The organism is Pengzhenrongella frigida (assembly GCF_004168625.1).
In the GTDB taxonomy this organism is placed as follows: domain Bacteria; phylum Actinomycetota; class Actinomycetes; order Actinomycetales; family Cellulomonadaceae; genus Pengzhenrongella; species Pengzhenrongella frigida.
Genome location: NZ_SDWW01000002.1, coordinates 1 through 21,083, shown reverse-complemented (window position 1 = coordinate 21,083; position 21,083 = coordinate 1). Strand labels below are relative to the sequence as shown.

Here is a 21,083-nt window from a genome sequence, read left to right as displayed (position 1 = left end):
GGCGAGCGTCAGCGGCGCCCGGGGCCGACCACCGGTGCCGGCTATTGGCGGGCCATGTGCATACGCAGCTCGGCTTCGGGGTCGTGGATGAGCTCGCCGCCGACATCGACGCTCACCTCGTGGAGGGTCCCGGTGAACTTGAACGGACTCGCATAGTCCGAGGTGACGGGCGAACCCGGGTTGGCACCGCAGCTCAGGGCTCCGGGATTGAGGATGAACGGCGTCGTCACCGGCGCGTCGGCATTGGCGACGAGGTCACCGTCGATGTAGAGCTGCAGTCGCCCAGGGGTCCCTCGCCCGTGCGGCAGGTCGGGCTTCCCGGTCGGCTCGAACTCGAACCGGAGCTCGTGCGCCCCCGCCGGGACGACGTCGGGGGACGTGACGGTGTGCTGCTCGCGGCCGACGTAGTTGTGGACGTAGTGCAGGTGCCCGTCCTTGAGGTAGAACGAGTAGCCACCGGCGGCCGTGCCCTGGCACAGCAGGACACCTTCGGCCCCGCCGTCCGGGATGTCGACGCTGGCGGTGATGGAGTGCGGCCGGTTCAGGACGTGCGGGCTCGCGAAGTACGGGATCGACTGGGTGTTCGGTCGGTACGTGTAGTGATCACGGGGCAGGGCAACCTGCGGCTTCTCCGAGACCATCCGCGCGAGTCCGCTGCCGTCGATCGGCATCACCCCGTACTTCCCCGCCTCCACGTACCAGGCCGCGATCATCGCGATGAGCCGCTCCCGGTGGTCGGCCGCGAGATCGTGGTTCTCCGCCGGGTCCTGCGCGACGTGGTAGAGCTCCCACCCGGTCGCATCCAGCTCGGAGAGCTTCGCGGACGAGATCGGCTGGCCGAACCCCACCCCCGCCTCGGTGAACGAGGGCCCCGGCCACGGGCAGACGGCCCGCCAGCCGTCCTTGTAGATCGCGCGGTGACCGAGCATCTCGAAGTACTGGGTGTGGTGCCGGCTGGGTGCCGTGGAATCGCCGAGCGCGCTCGCGAAGCTGACGCCGTGCAGCGGCGCTTGGACCACTCCGCGAATCGCCGTCGGCGACTCGATTCCGAGCAGCTCGAGCACCGTCGGGACCATGTCGATGATGTGGGCGTACTGGTCGCGGACCACGCCCTTCGAGGCGATCCCGGCGGGCCAGGACACGATGAACGGGTCGGTCGACCCACCCCGGTAGGTCTCCCGCTTCCACCGCCGGAACGGCGTGTTTCCTGCCCACGTCCAGCCCCACGGGTAGTGGTTGAAGTGCTCCGGGCCGCCGAGCTCGTCGATGGCCTTGAGGGACTCCTCAAGCGGTTCCTGGGCGTTGTTGAAGAACTGCGCCTCGTTGGTGGTGCCGGTGGGGCCGCCCTCGGCACTCGCGCCGTTGTCGGAGATGACCATCACGATCGTGTTGTCGAGCTGGCCCGTCGCGCGCAGGAAGTCGAGCAACCGTCCCAGGTGGTGGTCGGTGTGGTCGAGGAAGCCCGCGAAGACCTCCATCATCCGGCTGAAGAGCCTGCGAGCGTCCTGCGGCAGGGCGTCCCAGTCGGGCACGTCCGGGTCGTGACGCGACAGCTCGGCGTCCGCGGGCATGATGCCGAGCTGCTTCTGCCGGGAGAACACCTTCTCCCGGTACGCGTCCCAGCCGTCGTCGAAGGCACCGGCGTACTTGTCCGCGAACTCCTTCGGCACGTGGTGCGGGGCGTGGGTGGCACCGAAGCACAGGTGCAGGTAGAACGGCTTCGCCGGGTCGATCTGCTTGGCGTCGGCGATGAACTCCATCGACTTGTCGATCAGGTCCTCGGTCAGGTGGTAGCCCTCCTCCGGCCTGCGCGGCGGCTCGACCTGGTGGTTGTCGTAGACCAGATCGGGGTACCACTGACTCGTGTCGCCGCCAAGGAAGCCGTAGAAGCGCTCAAAGCCGCGCCCCAGCGGCCACCTCGTGTACGGGCCGGCGGCGGTCTCCTGATTGCTCGGGACCAGGTGCCATTTGCCGACCATGAACGTGTTGTAGCCGTGCTCGAGCAGCGCCTCCGAGAGGAGTCCGTTCTCGAACGGCATGACGCCGTTGTAGCCCGGGAAGCCGGTTGCGAGCTCGGTGATGGCCGCCATGCCGTTGCTGTGATGATTGCGGCCGGTGACGATGCACGCCCGGCTCGGCGAACACAGGGCCGTCGTGTGCATGTTCGTGAACCGGAGTCCGCTGGCGGCGAGCGAGTCGAAGTTCGGGGTGGCGATCGGGCTCCCGTAGCAGCCGAGATGGCCGAATCCGGTGTCGTCGAGCACCACCATCACGACGTTGGGGGCTCCGGCCCGGGCGCGGACGGGCGCTGGCCACGCCGGGCTCGACTCATCGGTCGTGCCGCCGATCACACCGGGAAATGGGGTTCCTTGCGGGTATTCCACAATGGCCATGACAACGTTCCCTTCGGTCAGATCCAAGAAATCCGCTAGAGCAACCCGCCCCCGACGTCCGGCCCGCACCGACGAACGGCGCAATCGACGCTGCTTCCCACGGTCGGACAGGAGCGACCCGGCGGCCTCACCCGGGACGGATGACTGGGAAGCGGCAGACCCGCCCAGGCGAAAGTGTCGCCAGAACGACACCGGTAGACCCCGGACCGCACCGCGTCCAGCTCGCCTCGGGTGCGTAAAATCGGGCCTCATGCCCGAGAAATCGCCCCTCCCCCGCGCGCCCCTCACGATGCATCTGGTGCGGCACGGGCGCACCGAGTACAACGCGGCTGGTCGGCTGCAGGGCTGGTGCGACTCGCCGTTGACGGCAGACGGCCTGGTCGGGGTGCAGGCCACAGCCGAGCACCTGCGGACGCTGGACCTCGCCGGCGCGTACGCCAGCCCGTCCGGGCGCACGACGGCGACGGCGTCGGCCATCCTGGTGCACCACCGGGAAACCGCCCTGACCTGCGACCCCGGCCTGCGGGAGTTCAACTTCGGTGATTTCGAAGCCCGCCCGGAGGCCGAGCTCTTCGACCAGGTCGACCCGGCCGTCCTGTTCCGCGGGATCGTGGAGGGGACGTTTCCCGGACTTCCCGGCGGCGAGCCGGTTGCGGTGTTTCTCGCCCGGGTCGCCGCGTCGTTCGACGCGATCGTGCGGGCCCACCCGGACGGCGGGTCGGTCCTCGTCGTCAGCCACGGGGTGACGCTGCTGGCGTACCTCGCGATGGTGGCCGGAGAGCTCCACAACCCCGTGGCCAACGCCAGCGTGACGACGGTGCAGGTCGATCCGGACGGGACGACCTGGATCCGGTCCCTGGGCGTGGACCCGTCCGGGGTGGCGGTGCCCGCGGGCGCGCTGCTCCCGGTCGAGGATCCACGCGCGACGGTCGCATGACGTCGCTCGTCGACGACCTGCGCACCTACTTCGCCGACCTCGACGTCCGTGACGGGTTCCCCGGCGTCGTTCTGGTCACCGACGGCGCCACCACGGTCTACGAGGGGGCATTCGGTCTGGCGAGCCGCGCGTGGGGGGTGCCCAACGGGATCGACACCCGGTTCGACACGGCCTCGATCACCAAGCTGTTCACCGCGACCGCCGTGCTGCAGATGATCGACGCGGGTCGCCTGGCGTTCGACACCCCGGTCGTGGCCTACCTCGGCCTGAGCGACACCACGATCGCTCCTGACGTCACGGTGCGCCACCTGCTCACCCACACCTCAGGGATCGGCGACGACGCCGACGAGGAGGCCGGAGAGCAGTACGAAGACCTGTGGCGAGACACGCCGAACTACTCGGTGATCAGCACCGCTGACTTCCTCCCCCAGTTCGCGACGAAGCCCGCCAACTTTGCCCCCGGAGCCGGCTGCCGCTACAACAACGTCGGCTACGTGCTGCTCGGGCTGTGCATCGAACGCGCCAGCGGCATGAGCTACCGCGACTACGTGCGATCCCGCGTCTTCGCGCCCGCCGGGATGGACCGGTCCGACTTCTTCCGGATGGACGACGTCGCTCCCGATGTCGCAGAAGGCGCCGATCCCGTCCTGGACGCCGACGGGAACATCGCGTCCTGGCGCCGGAACATCTACTCCTACCCACCGGTCGGCTCGCCCGACGGCGGCGCGCACACCACTGCCCGCGACCTCGAGAGGTTCCTGCGCGCCGCCCGATCCGGCAGACTGTTCTCGGCGCGCCTGACCGAGCAGTTCCTCACACCCCATGCCCTGCACTCGACCACCGAGACCGCCATCAGCAGGTTCGGGCTCGGACTGGAGTTCGTCTCCGACCCGAACGACGACCTCATGTTCGTCCAGAAGGATGGAATCAATGCCGGTACGAGCGCCCTCCTGAGGTACTACCCGGGCACCGACCTCACGATCGTGCTGCTGTCGAACACCTCCGGCGGTGTGTGGGCACCGGGTCGCGCGATAGACGCGATGGTTCGCGCCCGACGTGCCCGTTAGGCTCGGCCGCCCCGGTCGTCGATCCGGGCTGACGGGCTGATACGGGAGGCGGCATGGCGAACAGACCTGCCGCCGAGGTCGAGGTGACCCCCGCCCTGGTGCGGCGACTTCTGATCGAGCAGCACCCGGACCTCGCGGACCTGCCGCTGAGCGCCGGTCCGCACGGCTGGGACAACGCGATCGTGCGCCTGGGCGACGATCTCGCGGTCCGCCTCCCGCGACGCGAGGTCGCGGCGGTGCTCGTGGGCCATGAGCAACGCTGGCTGCCAGTGCTCGGGCCGCGCCTCGGCGTCGGCGTTCCCGCTCCCGTCCGGGTCGGTGTCCCGTCGCCCGCGTTCCCGTGGGCGTGGAGCGTTGTGCCCTGGTTCGCCGGCCGACCGGCCATCGCACTCACGCCGGCCGCTCGGGCGACGCTGGCGCACCCGCTGGCCGATGTCGTCGCCCGCCTGCACGTCGTGGCGCCCGCGGACGCCCCGGCGAACCCGGTCCGAGGGGTACCGCTGGCGGCCCGGGACGCCGCGGTCCACGAGCGGATCGCGAGCGGGTCGGTCCCCGAGCCCGGGCTCGTCCGTCGTCTCTGGGAGGAGCTGCTCGAAGTCCCGACCTGGACCGGCCCGCCGCTCTGGGTGCACGGGGATCTGCATCCGGCCAACCTGCTCGTGACGGCCGACGGCACGCTGCAGGCTGTGCTGGACTTCGGCGACGTCACCGCCGGCGACCCGGCGGTGGACCTCGCCACCGCGTGGCTGACCTTTGACGAGGCTGGGCGGCGAAGGTTCCGAGACCGAGTCACCCGCCTGTGCGGTACCGATGGCGACACGTGGCGGCGGGCGCGCGGGTGGGCGCTGGTCCTCGCGGTCGCGCTCCTTGCGCATTCCGACGACGACCCACCGTTCGCGGCCCTCGGCGCCCATGCTCTCTCACAGGTGCTCGCCGACTGATCAGGCAGCAGTATCAAACGAGCCCCGCGGCCCGCCCGACCGGGACCCTGGCCACCAGGTGTGAGGCGGTCACTGCTTGTCGTGGATCGTCACGGCATACCCGTCGAGATCGGCGAAGGCGAACGTCCGCCCGAACGGGCCGTCGAACGGCGGCATGACGATGGGCACGCCTGCGGCGTCGAGCGAGTCGTGCAGGGCCTGCGCGTCGGTGCTGTGCAGCCACAACGCCACGCCGAGGCCAGGGCGCCCGACTGCATCCAGATCGACGTCGGGCAACGCGTCCCGCACGGCGAACGGGACGGGCGTCGTAGCGAACACCACCGCGTGCGGCGGGCTGAACGGAGCGCGCCGCAGGCCGAGGTGGTCCTCGTAGAACGCGGCGGCACGCTCCAGGTCGCGTACCTGTAGGGCGATGAAGTCGGGTCCGGTGACGGTCATGGCACTCTCCCTGGGTATGTCAATGTCCTGACATTGCGCACTGTATGTCAGGATACTGACATGGAGCAACAGGAGACCCTCGGCCCGGTGGAGAACGCGGTCGGCTACGTGCTCAAGCAGGCCGCCGTGGCACTGCGGAACGCCATGGACCTGGCGCTGCGCCCGCTGCACCTGACCGTGCCGCAGTACGCCTGCCTGGAGCTGCTCGGGCAACGTCCGGGGCTGTCGAACGCCGAGCTGGCTCGCGGGGTCTTCGTCACCCGCCAGTCGATGAACGTCGTGCTCCGCGGTCTCGACGAGCGCGGGCTCGTCACCCGTGCCGCAGTCGCACCGCACGGCCGAGAGCTGCCCACCGAGCTGACCACCGCCGGCCGCGAACACCTGGATGCGGCCAGCGCGGCCGTGCTCGCTGTCCAGACCACGATGTGCGCCGGGCTGACCCCCGCCCGCCAGCAGGCCCTGCTCGAGACTCTTGCCGTCTGCATCCGCAACCTCAACGACGGCTCCTGAGCTGTCGGCTCAGCCCTGACCGGCGGCGAACTCCTGGGTGCCGAGGACCGCCAGGAGCGTGAGCTTGCTCGCCGCCTCGCTGCGCGGCGGCGCCGTCAGCACGAGGAGGACCTGCGACTCGTCCTCGGTGAACAGCGCCTGGCAGTCGACCTCGATCTGCCCGATCTCGGGGTGGATGAGCACCTTGTGATCCTCGAAGCGACGGCTCACCTCGTGGGCTTCCCAGAGCTGAGTGAACTCCTGGCTCAGGCCGGTGAGCTCACGCACCAGCTCGCCGGCGCGCGAACGCGGGCCCATTCGTCCGTAGGCGGCGCGGAGCGAGGCGACCTGCGCCCGGCTCTGCCGGTCGCGGTCGTCCTCCGGGTAGCGCCACCGCTCCTGCTCAGCGTGCAGGAACCAGCGGTAGATGCCGCTGCGCTCCCAGCCCGTGAGCCCGCTGGCGTCGCCGAGCAGCGCGCGAGCGGGGTCGTTCTGCACGAGGGTCTGCCCGAGCGCGTCGATGATGAACGCCGGGGTGTCGGTGAGCCGGTCGAGCACCCGCAGCAGACCCGGCGCGACGTAGTCGGTCATCGCGGCGCGGTCCGGCGCGCTGTGTCCGGCCACCCGATACAGGTAGTCGCGCTCGTCGGGCGTCAGCCTCAGGGCGCGGGAGATCGAGCCGAGCATCTGGGTGCTCGGCTGCGGTCCGCGTCGCTGCTCGAGGCGGGTGTAGTAGTCGGTGGACATCACCGCGAGCTGGGCGACCTCCTCGCGGCGCAGCCCTGGCGCACGACGGCGCACACCCGCGCTCAGTCCGACGTCACCGGGCCTGAGCGCTTCGCGGTGACGGACGAGGAAATCGGCGAGCGCATCACGGTTCACCCGGCAAGTATCGGTCCGGCCGACGACGCCAACCAGGGATCGCCGCTCCCCCGACAACCGCTCCCTGGTGCAGCCATGGCTGCGCACCAAGACTCGCACCATGCAGATCACCGGAAACACCGTCTTCATCCCTGGCGCGACCAGCGGCATCGGCCTGGCGCTCGCCCTCGCTCTCCAGGCCAAGGGCAACGAGGTCATCATCGGCGGCCGCCGCACCGAGCTGCTCGAGCGGCTCACCGCCGAGCACCTCGGCCTCCACTCCTACCAGATCGACACGACCGACCCGGAGAACGTCGCCACGCAGGCGAAGCGGATCGTCGCCGAGCACCCCGAGCTCAACGTGCTCATCCCGATGGCCGGAATCATGCGGGTCGAGGACTGGACCGATCCCGCGGCGTTCCTCGCCTCCGCCGAGCAGACCATCAGCACCAACGTGCTCGGGCCGATCCGGCTCATCGCCGCCTTCATCGAGCACCTGCAGAGCCGACCCGATGCCACGATCGTCACCGTGTCCTCCGGACTGGCGTTCGCTCCGCTGCGGTCCACGCCCAGCTACAACGCCAGCAAGGCCGCCATCCACATGCTCAGCGAGTCGATCCGCCTCCAGCTCGCAGCCACGAGCGTCCGCGTTCTCGAGCTCGTGCCACCGTCGGTGGCGACCGACCTGCTGCCGGGCCAGAAGGACAGCGCCATCGCCATGCCGCTCGACGAGTTCATCGCCGAGGTCGTCGGCCTCATCGAGTCTCAGCCCGACGCGACCGAGCTCCAGGTCGAGAACGTCAAGTTCCTGCGCTACGGCGAGGCCCGCGGCGACTACGACCAGGTCGTCGCGGCGATCAACCAGCACGATCCGCACGGCAAGGAAGACGACGGGCCGGGCCTAGCCGCAGGTCAGAGTCGCTCGTAGGAACCGGGAGCGACGAGTGAGGGCCTACTCGGCGTCGAGATCGGTCTCGAGGATCTTCGCGAGAGACTCGAGCACCTCGTCGGCACCCGCACCCTCGGCGCGCAAGACCACGACGTCCCCGTGGGCAGCCCCGAGGCTCATCAGCGACAGGATGCTCGACGCGTCCATCGCGTCGTCGACAGGCTCTGCGTCCATGGCGATGGTGACCTCGACCGGCACCCGGCCTACCGCGTCCGCGAAGATCGCGGCGGGGCGGGCATGCAGGCCGACTCGGCTCGCGATGATGACCTTGCGTTCGAACATGTGTTCCTCCTGCTGGATGGCTGGATGGTTTGACGACGGGGGCTGCTAGAGGCCGAGCTCGGCGAGGATGGGCAGCTCGGAGCGAACCCGCTCCTTGGCCGCCGCCGCGCTGGGCGCGGCCAGGGCGAGCTGCGCCAGGTGCTTGGCCTGGTCGAGCGTGACGCTCGCCAGCACCGCTGCCACAGCGGCGAGCGCCCGGGGGGTCATCGACAACGTCGAGACCCCGAGGCCGGTGAGCACGACCGCCAGGGCCGGGTCCGCCGCGGCCTCGCCGCAGACGCCCACGGGCTTGTCGTGCCCCTCGGCCACTGCCCCGGCGACCGTCATCCCGATGAGCTGGAGCACGGCGGGCTGCCACGGACTGTTCAGCGCGGCGAGCGGCCCGAGCTGACGGTCAGCCGCCATCGTGTACTGCGTAAGGTCGTTCGTGCCCAGGCTGGCGAACTCCACGTGCCCGAGGATGAACTCAGAACGCAGGGCGGCGGAGGGGACCTCGACCATGACGCCCGGGGTCGTCAGCCCCGCGGCCGCACACATCGACGCGAAGTGTGCCGCCTCCTCGACCGTGGCGATCATCGGCGCCATCACCCAGACCTGGCAGGTCGAGCCCTCGGCCGCGGTGGCGATGGCCGCGAGCTGGCGCTCGAGGACGCCGGGGGTGGTCCAGTCGGTCCGGTAGCCGCGAACGCCGAGGGCGGGGTTGGGCTCGGTCGCATCAGTCAGGAAGGGCAGCGGCTTGTCCGCGCCCGCGTCCAGGGTCCGGACCACGACCTTCTTGTCCGGGAACGCGTCGAACACCCCGCGATAGGCCTCAACCTGCTCCGTGATCGAGGGCTCCGAGTCGCGCCCCAGGAAGCAGAACTCGGTGCGGAGCAGGCCGACGCCCTGGGCGCCCGCGGCCGCCGCTTTCACGGCATCCTTCGCCCCGCCGACGTTCGCCAGCAGGGGCACGAGGTGCCCGTCAGCCGTGCGGCCGTTGCCGTCGAAGTCGACGAGGCGAGAGGCCGTGGTGGCCCACGCGTCGGCAGCGGCGACCTCCTCGGCGCCGGGGTCGACGACGACCGTCCCTGCGGTCCCGTCGACGTAGACCTCCGCACCGTCGGCGATGCCGTCGGCGCCGACGGCGGCCACCACAGCCGGCAGCCCGAGGGCGCGCGCGATGATCGCCGTGTGCGACTGAGGGCCGCCGCCAGAGGTCACCAGAGCGATGACCTGGGCGGGGTCGAGCGTCGCGGTGTCCGCGGGCGCGAGGTCCTCGGCGACGAGGATGAACGGCGTCGCTGAGGCGGGGATCCCGGGAGCCGCCACCCCGCGCAGCTCGGCGACGATCCGGGAGCGCACGTCGAAGAGGTCGGTCGCCCGCTCAGCCATGTAGCCCCCGAGGTTGAGCAGCATCTCCGCGACCGAGGCGCTCGCCTCCCAGATCGCGCGTTCGGCCGACAGTCCGGCGTTGATGTGCTTGACGGCCGACTTGATCAGCATCGAGTCCGTGGCCATCTGCGCGGTCGCCTCCAGGACGGCCTTCGCATCGCCGTGCGCGCGCTCGGCGCGGGACTTCAGCTCCGCCTGCACCGCCTTCGACGCGGCTCGAAGGGCGGCCACCGCGTCGTCCGCGGACGTCGAGGCGGCGAGGCGCTCGCCCGCGGGCGGCTCGCTGACCGGGGCCGGCATCTGCCGAACCGTCCCGAGGACTCGCCCGGGGCTGACGCCCACTCCGGTGAATGGCACTGCGCGATCTGTGAATGTCACTTCATGTCCTCAATCTTCTTGTGCCGGGGTCAGGGCGCGACGGAGTACCTCGTACCTCGTGCGCGTCGACGCGGTCAGGTCACGTTCGATGCCGGATCAGGCCTGGTCGGCGGCCACTCGGGCGACGTGCAGGGCCAGGTAGGAGACCTCGTCGTCGGTAAGGGGCGATCCGAGGCGTAGCTCGACCAGAGCGGCCAGCCGCAGGGCACATTCGGCCTCGTCCGGGTAGGTCGCCCGGATGGCGACGCCGATGGGCGAGTGCTTCTGGTCGAGCTGCTTGAACTGGTGGATGCGGACGAAGAGGTACCGCAGGTGCGTGATGAACCGTCCGACGCTGACGCTGCCCGGGTCGAGGTCCAGGCCGAAGGTCTGCTCGATCACCGCCACCATCTGCTGGATCGCGCCGGTCATCGTGTAGGTGTAGGAGAGGTCTCCGGTGGCGAAACCTGCGTTCACCAGGTGCAACGCCAGTCCGACCGCCTCGGCTTCGGGGAGCTGGGTCTCGCTGCGGCCGTTGATCGCGGACAGGAGCGCCGCGGCCTCGCGGTACTCCTCGGCGTAGAGGTTCTGCACCTCGGCGAGGAACGGGTACTCCAGGACCATTCCCACCGCGATGCGCTTCAGGGCGAAGCTCACGTGGTCGGCCAGGGCGATGAGCAGCGCAGGATTCCGGGAGAGCTTGTCCAACCCGACGTCCGCCAGCGCCGAACCGACCAGCGCGATGTGCTCCGGAGGGATGCCCGCGAGGAGCTGGGCCAGGTGGTCGGGGTCGCGCCCGTCCGTCGGCACGAAGACTCGTACGATCTGGGCCGGGTCGACAACCCCTCCCGGCCGGGCCTGGAAACCCAGGCCACGGCCGGTCAGGATCACGTCGCGTCCAGCGTCGTCCAAGGCGAGGACGACGTTGTTGTTGAAGACGCGCACAACCTCCATGTCAGGCCCGTCTCGCTTCGCTCGACGAAGCGATCACGGTCGCTCCTTTCAGGGGGCCACAGCAATGATCGGGTCACCAGGGACGACGTCGTCGCCCGTCTTGGGTGTGACCGACGTCAGCGTCTTGCTGTTGATGACGACCACGATGGTGGTCGGATCGTAGCCCGCGTCCCGAATGCCCTCGAAGTCCGCCGTGGCGAGCAGGTCACCGATCGCGACCCGCTGGCGCTTCTTCACGGCCACGTCGAAGCACTTGCCCTGGAGCTGGACGGTGTCGATACCGATGTGCACCAGCACCTCCACGCCGTCATCGGTCTTGATCCCGAAGGCGTGCCCGCTCGCCGGCACGGTGACCAGCACACCGGCCACGGGCGAGGTCACCCGACCGTCGGTGGGCAGGATGCCGACCCCCTCACCGAGCGCCCGCGACGCGAAGACCTTGTCGGCCACCTCGTCCAGCGACACGACGTGGCCCGCGACCGGAGCCACGATGACGGCGGTGGGTGTGCTGACGGCCGCGGGGGCGTCCGTCGGCACGTCCGCCGAAGCGTCCGTCGGTGCGGCGGCCCGGGCCGCTTCGAGTGCCAGGTCCGACTCGGCCTGCTGGCGGTTCTCGAAGGACTCAGCCTTCTGCTCCGGCGTGCGGTAGTCGGAGATGATGACCAGCACCATGGCGGTCACGAAGGCCGCCGCGATGGAGATCGCGTACAACGGCAACGGAGAGAAGACCGGGATGGTCAGCAGGGACGTGAACGCGAACGCACTGGTCTGAACCCCACCGAAGATGCCCGTGATCAGGCCGCCGACGAGGCAACCCACGAGCATGCGCGGGTAGATGCGCTTGAAGCGGAGGTGGATGCCGTACAGGGACGGCTCGGAGATACCGCCCAAGAGGCCTGCGGCCAGCGCGCCGGTAGCCGTGGCGCGCATCTCCACTTCCTTGTCACGCATGGCGATGAAGAGCACGCCGGCCGTCGCGCCGAAGCACGCGAAGTTCCACGCGCCCATCGGGCCCTGGATGAAGTCGTAGCCGAGGGTCTGGATGTTCACCAGCATCAGCGCGTTCAGGGGCCAGTGCAGGCCCAGCGGAACCAGGAACGGGTACACCAGCGGGATGATGATCGCGAACAGGATGGGGGCGTGGCCGTTCATCCAGGCCATCCCGCTACCCAGCCCGTTACCCATCCAGATGCCCATCGGGCCGATGAAGAAGGCCGTCACGGGAATCATGATGACCATGGAGAAGAAGGGCACGAACACCATCTGGATGTTCGCGGGGAAGATCCTCACCAGACCCTTGTAGACCAGAGCCAGCACCGCGACCATGATCAGCGGCACGAACACCTGGCCGCCGTAGCCGTTGAGCTGCATCGGCAGGCCGAAGATCTGGGCCACGCAGGAATCGGTGCCGAGGGTCGCGTTCGTCGTGCAGACGGTGTCCGCGAACCTCGTGGTGTCGGAGAGACTGATGAACTCCGGGGTCATGAGGGCGCCCATCACGGTCGCCCCGACCCACGGGTCGATGTTCAGCTTCTTGGCGGCGTTGTACGCCACCATGATCGGCAGGAAGTAGAACACCGAGCGCCACATGGCGTCGACGAAGATCCAGGACGCCGACTTGTCCGTGGCGCGGAAGTCGATGACGTGGAACGCGTCGAGGACCGCGGCGAACGCGATGATCAGCGAGGCGCCCAGCAGCACGCCCAGCAACGGGCGGAACGAGTCCGACAGGTACTCGAAGAAGCCGTCGACCCAGGCGGCCTTGCCGCGGGCCTTGCCGCGGGCCGCCGCCTTGACGTCGGCGTCGCTGAGCTGACTCTTGCCGATGCCGGCCATCTCGGGCAGGTTCATGATCTGGTTGAACGTGGTCTGGACCGCGCCGCCGATGACGACCTGGAACCGGTCACCCGACTGCGGAACCGCGCCCATGACGCCAGGGATCGCCTCCACGGCCTTCTGGTCGACCAGTCCCGCATCGTTGAGCACGAAGCGCAGGCGCGTCGCGCAGTGCGTCAGGCTCACGATGTTTCCCGGACCGCCGATCTCGGCGACGATCCCCTCGGCTGTACTTCGTTGTGTGGTGGACCCCATTGTCAATCCTTCCGCGCTTGCGCCGCATGATGGGCACAAAAAAAGACCCGAGACGCACCTAGGTGCATCTCAGGTCTTGCCCCATGATGGGTAACAATCCTGTTGAGCGTTTGCTCGCAAAAGACCCTACCACCGTCGGACCCTGCCCGGTCTCCGTAGGGACGCTTCCTTCCGCGCGATCGACGGCTCGTCCTGCGTAGGCTGGCGCCGTGCCGACCTGGATCACCGCCTTCCTCGACGCGACGCCCGACCGATGGGACGTCGCGCGAGCGTTCTGGACGTCCGTCACGGGCTACGGGCTGTCGTCCCACCGCGGCGCCGATCAGCAGTTCGTCACCCTGGTCCCGACGGAGGGTGATGCGTTCCTGCGCCTGCAGCGCCTCGACTCGGGGCCGGCGCGGATCCACCTCGACCTGCACGTGCCCGACCCGCGCGCAGCTGCGGACGGCGCGGTCGCACTGGGCGCGACGGAACTCGACGACCTCGGTCACGTGGTCATGGCCTCGCCCGGAGGGTTGACCTTCTGCTTCGTCGGCCCGGACGGGTCCCACCGCCCGCCCGCGACGCGATGGCCCGGCGTCGGTGCGGGTGAGGGGCACTCGAGCCTCGTGGACCAGGTCGCCCTGGACATCCCCATGGAGCACTGGGCACGCGAGACCCGGTTCTGGTCTGAGCTGACCGGCTGGGCGGCGCGCCCGTCGACGGACGAGTTCTCCCCGCTCGAACGGCCCGCCGACCAGCCGCTGCGGCTCCTGCCGCACCGGCTCGAGGAGCCGACGGGTGCCGTGCGGGCGCACCTTGACCTGGCGACCTCGGACCGTGCGGCGGAGACCGCGCGGCACGTCGCCCTCGGTGCGGCGGTCGAGCGTGTGACCGACGAGTGGACCGTGCTCCGCGGCCCGGACGGCAGCCGGTACTGCGTCACCGACCGGAGCCCGTGAGACATGCTGGAGCTGCGACCGAACTGCGAGTGCTGTGACCGGGACCTGCCCCCTACAAGTGCCGACGCCTGGATCTGCAGCTTCGAGTGCACGTTCTGCGCGACGTGCGTCCTCGACGTCCTGCACGGGGTCTGCCCGAACTGTGGCGGGAACTTCGCGCCGCGACCGATCCGGCCAGACCGTGCTCTCGCCGCCAATCCGCCGTCGGGCGTGCGTGTGACGAGTGTCAGCACTCGATCGGGGAGCCCGAGAGCCCCTCGGGCGACTCCTGGGTGAAGCAGACTGGCGCGATGATCTCGCCTGCTGCGCCACCGCCGCACCGATGAGCGCCACCGCGGGCACCCCAGCCGCGAGGGTGGTCGTCGTCGGACCGACATCGTGGAACACCAACGTCTTGCTCGACACCTTGCCCGAACCCCGGCCCCACACCGTGCACGCACGGTCCGCCCGCGACACCCTCGGCGGAACGTCGGCAGGCAAGGTGCTCCACCTGGCCGACCTCGGCATCCCGGTCACGTGCGTCACCGTGCTGGGCGACGACGACCCGGCGGCACGGATACGCACGGCGTTGACGCACCCCGGCGTGGAGCTCCTGGTCGAGGTCGTGAGCGGGCCTTCCGAGCGGCACATCAACCTCATGACGGACCGCGGCGAGCGGGTCTCGCTCTACCTCAGCACGCCGGAGCCACCCCCGACCCCGGTGCCCAGCGCGGTCGCTACCGCGATCGCGGCGGCAACCGACGTCGTGCTGGACCTGGCCCAGCGCACCGTGGACCTCCTCTCCTCCGACGTCCCCAGACAGGCCCGCGCCCGCGGCACCCGAACCTGGACCGACCTGCACGACTACGACGGCAGCGCGACGTTCCATCGCCCCTTCCTGGCGGCCGCGGACCACGTGTTCCTCAACGCTGACGGGCTGGGCGACCCGCTGCCGTTCCTGCACGCCTGCGTTCGCTCGGGCGCCCGGCTCGCGGTGTGCACCCTCGGGGCAGACGGCGCCGTCGCCGTCGACGCCGGCGGTCGGGAGCACCGGGTCGCGGCGACGCCCACCGAGGTGGTCGACACCAACGGCGCCGGTGACGCGTTCCTGGCCGGATATCTGGCGGCCGCCGTCGGCGGCGCCGACGTGCCCGAGGCGCTCAAGGCCGCGACCCGGCAGGCCGTGCGGGCACTGGCGAGCGTGCACCTCAGCCCGCTGCTCGATGACCCGTCAGCCGGTCGGTCCGGTGCGTGATTCTGCGCTGAGGTGCGTGCTCGCCCGCCGACGGTGCCCGTCCGTCAGTGCCGCGCCTGCCGACTTCGCTGGTGCGCCGGCTGGTCGCCAGCGAGGACCGGGAGGGTGCGGGTCCGGACGAGCTCTGCGGCGACGAGGTGCAGACGAACGTTGCTGTCCTGGGAGATCCGGGTGAGCACGGCGAATGCCTGAGCTGGTTGGAGATTGAACCGCTCCATCAGAATTCCCTCTGCCTGCCCGATCGCCGTGCGGGTGCCGATGGCGGTGTGCAGCTGCTCAGCGGTCTTGGCTTCGGCGATCGCGACCGCGAGGTGCGCCGCGAGGTAGTAGCCCGTACTGATGTCATCGGCATCGAACGCGTCGAGGCTTCGTGAGTACAGGTTCAGCGCACCGATCGTCTCCCCGGTGGTGAAGAGTCGGTAGCACAGCATGCTCGCGACGCCGAGCTCGGCCACCACACCCGGGCCCCACCGTGGCCATCTGGAGTCCTTGGCCAGGTCCGGTGACAGGACCGTCTCTCCGGACCAGAGGGCATCGAAGCAGGGCCCCTCGTTCAGTGTGAACTGCAGCTCGTCCAGGACCCGCAGCTTCTCATTCGTCGCTGCCGGGGTATCGATGACGTCTCCGCGGTGGAGTATCGAGACACAGGCCAACTGGCATCCGTCGATGATCTCCGTCGCGATCGAGAAGCCCTTCTCCATGAGCTCTTGCTTGCCCGACTCGGCCTGGAATGAGCGCGCGGCTGCGGCCAGCTGCTGGTTGAGCACCTGCGAATCTCCCATGCCCCATCGTCGCACCGGCTCGCCGGGATCGCACCGGACGCACTGCGCGCCTGAACGTCAGGGCACGTCAGCGAAGGACGACGGCTGCCGGTCGCCGTCCACGCCCGTGATGGTCGGCGGGGGTGTGAAGCCCTTGACGATGAGGTAGATGCCGAGCGTCAGCTCCCAGAAGAAGATCCCGGGCACGGCGACCAGCGACAGGACAGAGAGCTGCTCGTTGATGCCGAACATCGTGCCGAGGTTGGACGCGAGGAGCAGGGGCGCTCCGATCAGGCCCATGAGCGGGATCACCCGAGGCACCAGTCGGGACCGGTACATGAACGTGCCGAGCAGCAGGGCGTTGGCGACCGCCAGGCCCGGTCCGAAGAGGAAGCTCCAGTCCCTGACTGCGATCAGCGCAGCGCCGACGGTCAGCAGCGAGTCCGCATCCGCTCCGGGGTCACCGGCGACATCCCTGCGCAGCGTCACGACGGCAAGCAGGGCCATGACGCCGGCAACGATGATCGCGGCCTCAAGGATGCGGGAGGCGAGGAAGCCGAGCGCGAGCACTGGGCTCGTGCGTCTGACGACGGGGTACAGCACGACCGCTGTGCCGATGCAGGCGAGCGCGTTGATGATGTCGAGGAGCGCGCCGATGGTGACGCGGGCGTCCTGGCCGGGCCCGAGGATGTAGCGGGGGTCGTCGAGGACGGGAAGCAGGAAGTAGGCCGCCGCGGGGATCGAGGCCAGGAAGGTGATCAGGTACAGCGCGCCGGCGAGCAGCGCGGTCCTGCGGATCGGGGCCATCGGGGGCTTGGTCGTGGGGTGGAACGCGGTCGAGACCATGTGCGGGTCCTTTCGGGGCAGAGGGAGGCCGACGTCGGGGTGAGGTCCAGAAGGCGCTCCTGGTTCGATACGGACCGTAGAAGGAGACGTGGTGAGCGCAGATCACCACATGTGGTGATCTTGGTGGGTGAGGGTCGCGGCCCAGGCGGGTTGACCTCGTCGTCGGTTCGCCTCAGCGGAGGAGGTCGAGCTCCCGGGCTCGGCGCACCGCTGCTGGCGGCTGGTGACGCCGAGCTTCGCGTAGATGCTCTTGATGTGGGTCCGAGCGGTGTTGACCGAGACCACGAGCGCGCGGGCGATTCCGGGACCGTCCAGGTCGCTCCCGAGAAGCTGCAGCACATCCAGCTCCCGGGGACTGAGTGGGTCGACGAGGCCCTGGCGCGAGGGCTTCGCTCGGGCAGGACGGCTCGTCGACGCGAGGACCCGTCGGAGGTGAGCCGGGCTGCCGGGTCGCCTCGCGGCCGCGCTGAGCATCGCGGACAGGGGTGCTCCGTGGTCCGCGAACAGCCGGACGTAACCTTCCGGTTCCGCCGCGACCAGAGCACGATCGAGTACCGACAGTGCCTCGTCGCGCTCACCCCGCGCCTGGCGGACGAGGGCCTTGAGGACCAGGATCTCGACGATGCTGCCCGCCCGCTCCCCCTGTGTCGCTGCACGCAGCAGGCGATCAAGCAGCTGGTCCGCCTCGCACAGCGGGCCTTGCGAACGCTCGGCGGCGCCCTGGGCGAGCAGCGCCGCGGCCAGCGTGATGTGCGCGTACTCGAGCAGGAAGGACAGGTCGTCCGTCGCGGAGATGCCGTGCTCCCGGGTCGACGTCAGCGCGTCGTCGTACCGGCCTTGCGCCAGGAGCACCCGGGCGCGCAACGCCCAGATCGGCCGCACGTCAGGGAAGAAGTCGGCCACGTAGAGGCGGGCCGCGTCGTCGAGCAGCGCGAGCGCGCCGTCGAGGTCGCCCATCGTCCACCGCACCCCGGCCATGGCGATGCACCAGCGGTGCGCATTCTGCGGCAGGCCGGCGCGCTCCCCCAGCTCCCGTGCCGCGAGCAGGTGCTGAACGGCGGCGTCCGGATCGTCGCGCTCACGGAGCACCTGGCTCATGCCCACGAACATGTCCGCCGCACCGCGCAGGGGTGGCCCGCCGTCCACCGTCGCGAGCTGAAGTCCCCGCTCGTAGCTGCTCATGGCCTCGCGCAGCCGACCCTGCGCGATGCGGATGTCCGCCACGGCGCCGCAGCCCGCGATGACGTCGGAGCGGTGCCCGGCACGCTCGAAGCTGACCATGGACTCGGACCACGACCGGTGCGCCGTCGGCAGCTCGCCCGTGGCCCAGTACGCGAGCCCCAGAAGTGCGGCCGAGGCACCCCGACCCACATGGTCGTCGTCGTGGGCGAGCTCGAGCGCCCGGCGCGCAGAGCACATCGTCCCCGTCACGTCGCCGAGCGCATGGGCCCGCCCGGCCCGGTAGAGGGCGATCGCGCTGGGCAAGCGCGCGAAGGCGAGGTGGTCCGCGACCACCATCCCCGCCGGGAGGGTCCCTGCCGCGCCGTCAGCGGCCGTTGCGTCCAGCCATCGCTCGGCCTGCTCGAGACGCTCCTCCACGCCGGCGGTCTCCCCCCTGGACATCAGCGCGGACGCATACCCGACGGTCAGGACCGGACGGGCTCGGATCGCCTCGTCGGGGAGCGCCTCCAGCCAGCCGAGCAACGTGGCCTCCTGCCTGGTCTGCCGGGTGGCCGGGATCGCGAGCTCGACCAGGTCCGCCGCCCGCTCCACGTCCTGCGCCGCGAGCGCGTGGCGGATCGCCTCGGCGCGGTCCCCCTGCACCTCCCACCAGTCGCTCGCACGTCGGTGCAGGTCGCGGACGCGCGCGGGCTCCTCGTCGAGGAGTCGGGCGTGCAGCACGTCGGCGAAGAGGTGGTGGTACCGGTACCAGCTGCGACGGTCGTCGAGCGGGACGACGAACAGGTTGGCCCGCTCGAGCGCCTCGAGGCTGGCCCGGCCCCCTGGGAGCCCGGTCACCGCTTCGCACAGGGCGCCGGTGAGCCGACCGAGGACGGAGGTCGCGAGCAAGAACGCTCGGACGTCGTCGGGCTGACGGGCCAGGACCTCTTCGACGAGGTAGTCCACGATGTAGCGGTCGTCGCCGGCGAAGTCGGCGATGAAGGCGGCGGCGTCCTGGCGCCCCTGCAACGACAGCACCGCCAGCTGCAGCGCCGCGATCCACCCCTCCGTCCGGACCTCGAGCGCGATGATGTCGGCCCCGGTGAGGGCGGGTGCGGTCGCCTGGCGCAGATACGACGCCACCTCCGCGGACGTGAACCGCAGGTCGGCAGCGCGGATCTCGACCAGCTCGCCGTTTCCACGCATCCGGGCGAGCGGCAGCCCCGGGTCGACCCGGCCCGCGAGCACCAGCTGCACGTGGTCCGGCAGGTGCTCCAGCAGGAACGCGATGCCGTTCCGGATCTCCGGAGAGTCGATGACGTGAAAGTCGTCGAGCACCAGGACGAGCTCGCGCGCCATCGCATGGAGATCGTTCAGCAGGGCGCCGAGAACACCCTCGAGCGAGGACTGCGGCGTCTCCAGGAGGGACAGTCCGACCGCGCCGACGCCGGGCACGGACCTCTCCAGAGCTGCGACGAGGTATCGGGCGAAGACGGCGGGATCGTTGTCTCGTGGGTCCAGTGACAGCCACGCAACCGCTCGGGCGGGTGTCGCCGACTGGAGCCACTGGGTGAGCAGGGTCGTCTTGCCGAACCCGGCGGGTGCCGACACGAGGACGAGCGTGGCACCCGTGGCGCGGCTGAGGCGGTCGGACAGCCGTGGACGTGCCACCAGACTGGGCCGCTCACGTGGCACGTGGATCTTGGTCTCGAGCAACGGGCCCACGACCTGTCTCCTGTCCCGGACGGGCGGCTGTACCCGAGGCGGGCGAGCGCTGGGCGGTTCGCCCGACGAGGGCACCACGAGCGTAGGACGCGCACCGGGAACGTGCGGCAGACACCACGACCGTATCCGTCGCGGCTGTTCCACCACGTGCTCGTCGTTCCGCGGGCCGCGGCCGGACCGGGCAGGCAGCGGCGGGACGACAGCGCGGGACCTCCGGCCCTGGGGTGCGCGTTCCATCGCGAGCCATCGTGGACACGACGGCAGCGGTTGACGAGGGCAGCCGTCCGTGCCGGAGGAGAAGGGGACGGGCAACCCATGAACGTCGAAGTGTCGTCACGACCTGCTCGAGTCGGCGGCGGGCCAGATCCGTCCTGGCGGCGGCTGTACGTGATCGGCGCGGCGTCGGCCTGGATCTTCGTCGGCCTGCTCATCGCCGCCATCGTCCTGTCCATCGTGACACCCCCACCACCCACGGCACAGGGGACGGCCACGCTCGACTACATCGCCGCGCACCGCACGCTGTACGTCGTCCATCAGCAGCTGTGGCTGGTGCCGGGCGTCTTCGCCATGGTCACCTACCTGTCCCTGTACCCGGCGCTGAAGCATCTGGACCGGAGCACCGCCGCCGTGGGCACCGTGGTGGGCGCGAGCGCCTGGGCGTTGACGTTGGCCATCCCGACGTCGAGCACCGGAGCACCGGCCCTGGTCTACCTCAGCGACCAGTACATGGCCACGGCCGACGCCGCTCGGCGTGCGTCGCTCACCGCGGCCGCTGAGACGCTGATCGCCCAGAACCGCACCCCGGGAGTCGTGGGCGTGCTGACGACCGTCGGGCTGCTGATCGTCTCCGTCGTGATGCTCCGTGGCGTCTTCCCCAGAGCCGTGGCGTTTCTGGGCATAGTCGTCGGTGTCCTGGGCATTGCCAGTGAGGCGCTGCGGCCGGTGATCGAGGGCGCCTACGGCATCTACGGAGTGCTCATGCTCGTCTGGATGGCCGCCGTCGGTTGGTCGCTCGTCCGCCTTGGCTCGAACGGTGGGCGGTCCACGGCGACCTGAGGGGCAGCGGTCGCTCGGGCGCCCGTCAGTTCTGGGCCGGGCGCCCGCCGCTGCCCGGTGCGGTGCTCACCGCGCGGAGGATCTGGGCAGCCCGCGCGAGAAGGGCAACATCACGGTCGAGCGAGTCGGCGCTCAGGATCGCCATCGCCGCGTCGGCGTCGCACAACCGCTGACTCATGATGATCCCGAGCGTCTGGTCGATCAGGGTCCGCGACCTCAGCGCGGCACG

The 21,083-nt window shown here is 70.1% G+C and carries 20 protein-coding genes; 9 read left to right on the top strand and 11 right to left on the bottom strand.

Annotation, left to right across the window (positions count from 1 at the left end; genetic code table 11):
* Positions 1 to 41 precede the first annotated feature (41 nt).
* A complete protein-coding gene (locus EUA98_RS00885; protein WP_130100787.1) occupies positions 42 to 2,393 on the bottom strand; it encodes an arylsulfatase in 2,352 nt (783 codons plus the stop codon).
* Between the two features lie 250 nt (positions 2,394 to 2,643).
* On the opposite strand from EUA98_RS00885, the gene EUA98_RS00880 reads away from it, so the two are divergent.
* From EUA98_RS00880 to EUA98_RS00870, 3 genes are read left to right on the top strand one after another with little or no spacing between them, the layout of a single operon-like run.
* Positions 2,644 to 3,330 carry a histidine phosphatase family protein gene (locus EUA98_RS00880; protein ID WP_130100786.1) on the top strand — a complete coding sequence of 229 codons (687 nt, stop codon included), beginning with the start codon at positions 2,644 to 2,646 and terminating at the stop codon, positions 3,328 to 3,330.
* Positions 3,327 to 4,397 (top strand): serine hydrolase domain-containing protein, encoded by a 1,071-nt coding sequence (locus EUA98_RS00875; RefSeq protein ID WP_130100785.1) that lies wholly within the window; start codon positions 3,327 to 3,329, stop codon positions 4,395 to 4,397. Before EUA98_RS00880 ends, EUA98_RS00875 begins: the two co-directional genes overlap by 4 nt.
* A gap of 53 nt (positions 4,398 to 4,450) precedes the next feature.
* Positions 4,451 to 5,338 (top strand): aminoglycoside phosphotransferase family protein, encoded by an 888-nt coding sequence (locus tag EUA98_RS00870; RefSeq protein WP_130100784.1) that lies wholly within the window; start codon positions 4,451 to 4,453, stop codon positions 5,336 to 5,338.
* 69 nt (positions 5,339 to 5,407) lie between these two features.
* Here EUA98_RS00870 and EUA98_RS00865 read toward each other — a convergent pair whose 3' ends face one another.
* Entirely contained in the window at positions 5,408 to 5,776 is a 369-nt protein-coding gene (locus tag EUA98_RS00865; RefSeq protein WP_130100783.1) for a VOC family protein, read from the bottom strand.
* 60 nt (positions 5,777 to 5,836) lie between these two features.
* Here EUA98_RS00865 and EUA98_RS00860 point away from each other — a divergent pair, with 60 nt between their 5' ends.
* The gene (locus tag EUA98_RS00860) at positions 5,837 to 6,286 is read left to right on the top strand and encodes a MarR family winged helix-turn-helix transcriptional regulator (protein WP_130100782.1); all 450 of its coding nucleotides are present in this window, start codon (positions 5,837 to 5,839) and stop codon (positions 6,284 to 6,286) included.
* Positions 6,287 to 6,295: 9 nt separating this feature from the next.
* Here EUA98_RS00860 and EUA98_RS00855 read toward each other — a convergent pair whose 3' ends face one another.
* Positions 6,296 to 7,147 carry a helix-turn-helix transcriptional regulator gene (locus tag EUA98_RS00855; protein ID WP_130100781.1) on the bottom strand — a complete coding sequence of 284 codons (852 nt, stop codon included), beginning with the start codon at positions 7,145 to 7,147 and terminating at the stop codon, positions 6,296 to 6,298.
* Between the two features lie 100 nt (positions 7,148 to 7,247).
* On the opposite strand from EUA98_RS00855, the gene EUA98_RS00850 reads away from it, so the two are divergent.
* Positions 7,248 to 8,054, top strand: a complete 807-nt coding sequence (locus EUA98_RS00850; RefSeq protein ID WP_130100780.1) for an SDR family oxidoreductase — start codon at positions 7,248 to 7,250, stop codon at positions 8,052 to 8,054.
* A 24-nt stretch (positions 8,055 to 8,078) separates the two neighbouring features.
* On the opposite strand, the gene EUA98_RS00845 is transcribed toward EUA98_RS00850, so the two are convergent.
* The 4 genes from EUA98_RS00845 to EUA98_RS00830 all read right to left on the bottom strand — a co-directional run bounded on the left by EUA98_RS00845 (position 8,079) and on the right by EUA98_RS00830 (position 13,130).
* On the bottom strand, positions 8,079 to 8,357 hold the full coding sequence (locus EUA98_RS00845) for an HPr family phosphocarrier protein (RefSeq protein ID WP_130100779.1): 279 nt from the start codon (positions 8,355 to 8,357) through the stop codon (positions 8,079 to 8,081).
* Between the two features lie 45 nt (positions 8,358 to 8,402).
* Positions 8,403 to 10,085: a phosphoenolpyruvate--protein phosphotransferase gene (ptsP, locus tag EUA98_RS00840; protein ID WP_130100883.1), complete on the bottom strand. Its 1,683-nt coding sequence runs from the start codon at positions 10,083 to 10,085 to the stop codon at positions 8,403 to 8,405.
* Between the two features lie 117 nt (positions 10,086 to 10,202).
* Positions 10,203 to 11,039, bottom strand: a complete 837-nt coding sequence (locus EUA98_RS00835; protein WP_130100778.1) for a PRD domain-containing protein — start codon at positions 11,037 to 11,039, stop codon at positions 10,203 to 10,205.
* A 48-nt stretch (positions 11,040 to 11,087) separates the two neighbouring features.
* A complete protein-coding gene (locus EUA98_RS00830; protein ID WP_130100777.1) occupies positions 11,088 to 13,130 on the bottom strand; it encodes a glucose PTS transporter subunit IIA in 2,043 nt (680 codons plus the stop codon).
* A 209-nt stretch (positions 13,131 to 13,339) separates the two neighbouring features.
* Between EUA98_RS00830 and EUA98_RS00825 the strand changes: the two genes are divergently transcribed.
* Genes EUA98_RS00825 through EUA98_RS00815 form a run of 3 tightly spaced genes read left to right on the top strand, consistent with a single transcriptional unit; the run spans position 13,340 to position 15,305 of the window.
* On the top strand, positions 13,340 to 14,071 hold the full coding sequence (locus tag EUA98_RS00825) for a VOC family protein (RefSeq protein WP_130100776.1): 732 nt from the start codon (positions 13,340 to 13,342) through the stop codon (positions 14,069 to 14,071).
* Between the two features lie 3 nt (positions 14,072 to 14,074).
* Entirely contained in the window at positions 14,075 to 14,347 is a 273-nt protein-coding gene (locus EUA98_RS00820) for a DUF1272 domain-containing protein (RefSeq protein WP_130100775.1), read from the top strand.
* 46 nt (positions 14,348 to 14,393) lie between these two features.
* Positions 14,394 to 15,305, top strand: a complete 912-nt coding sequence (locus EUA98_RS00815; RefSeq protein ID WP_130100774.1) for a carbohydrate kinase family protein — start codon at positions 14,394 to 14,396, stop codon at positions 15,303 to 15,305.
* Between the two features lie 44 nt (positions 15,306 to 15,349).
* Here the strand turns inward: EUA98_RS00815 and EUA98_RS00810 are convergent, their stop codons facing one another.
* The 3 genes from EUA98_RS00810 to EUA98_RS00800 all read right to left on the bottom strand — a co-directional run bounded on the left by EUA98_RS00810 (position 15,350) and on the right by EUA98_RS00800 (position 19,798).
* The gene (locus tag EUA98_RS00810) at positions 15,350 to 16,087 is read right to left on the bottom strand and encodes a GAF and ANTAR domain-containing protein (protein ID WP_130100773.1); all 738 of its coding nucleotides are present in this window, start codon (positions 16,085 to 16,087) and stop codon (positions 15,350 to 15,352) included.
* 57 nt (positions 16,088 to 16,144) lie between these two features.
* On the bottom strand, positions 16,145 to 16,912 hold the full coding sequence (locus EUA98_RS00805) for a DUF4386 domain-containing protein (protein WP_242511181.1): 768 nt from the start codon (positions 16,910 to 16,912) through the stop codon (positions 16,145 to 16,147).
* 102 nt (positions 16,913 to 17,014) lie between these two features.
* Entirely contained in the window at positions 17,015 to 19,798 is a 2,784-nt protein-coding gene (locus EUA98_RS00800) for a winged helix-turn-helix domain-containing protein (RefSeq protein ID WP_207218920.1), read from the bottom strand.
* A 315-nt stretch (positions 19,799 to 20,113) separates the two neighbouring features.
* Between EUA98_RS00800 and EUA98_RS00795 the strand changes: the two genes are divergently transcribed.
* The gene (locus EUA98_RS00795; protein WP_130100772.1) at positions 20,114 to 20,854 is read left to right on the top strand and encodes a DUF4386 family protein; all 741 of its coding nucleotides are present in this window, start codon (positions 20,114 to 20,116) and stop codon (positions 20,852 to 20,854) included.
* Between the two features lie 25 nt (positions 20,855 to 20,879).
* Here EUA98_RS00795 and EUA98_RS00790 read toward each other — a convergent pair.
* A partial coding sequence (locus EUA98_RS00790; RefSeq protein ID WP_130100771.1) for an ANTAR domain-containing protein occupies positions 20,880 to 21,083 on the bottom strand: 204 nt, incomplete at its 5' end.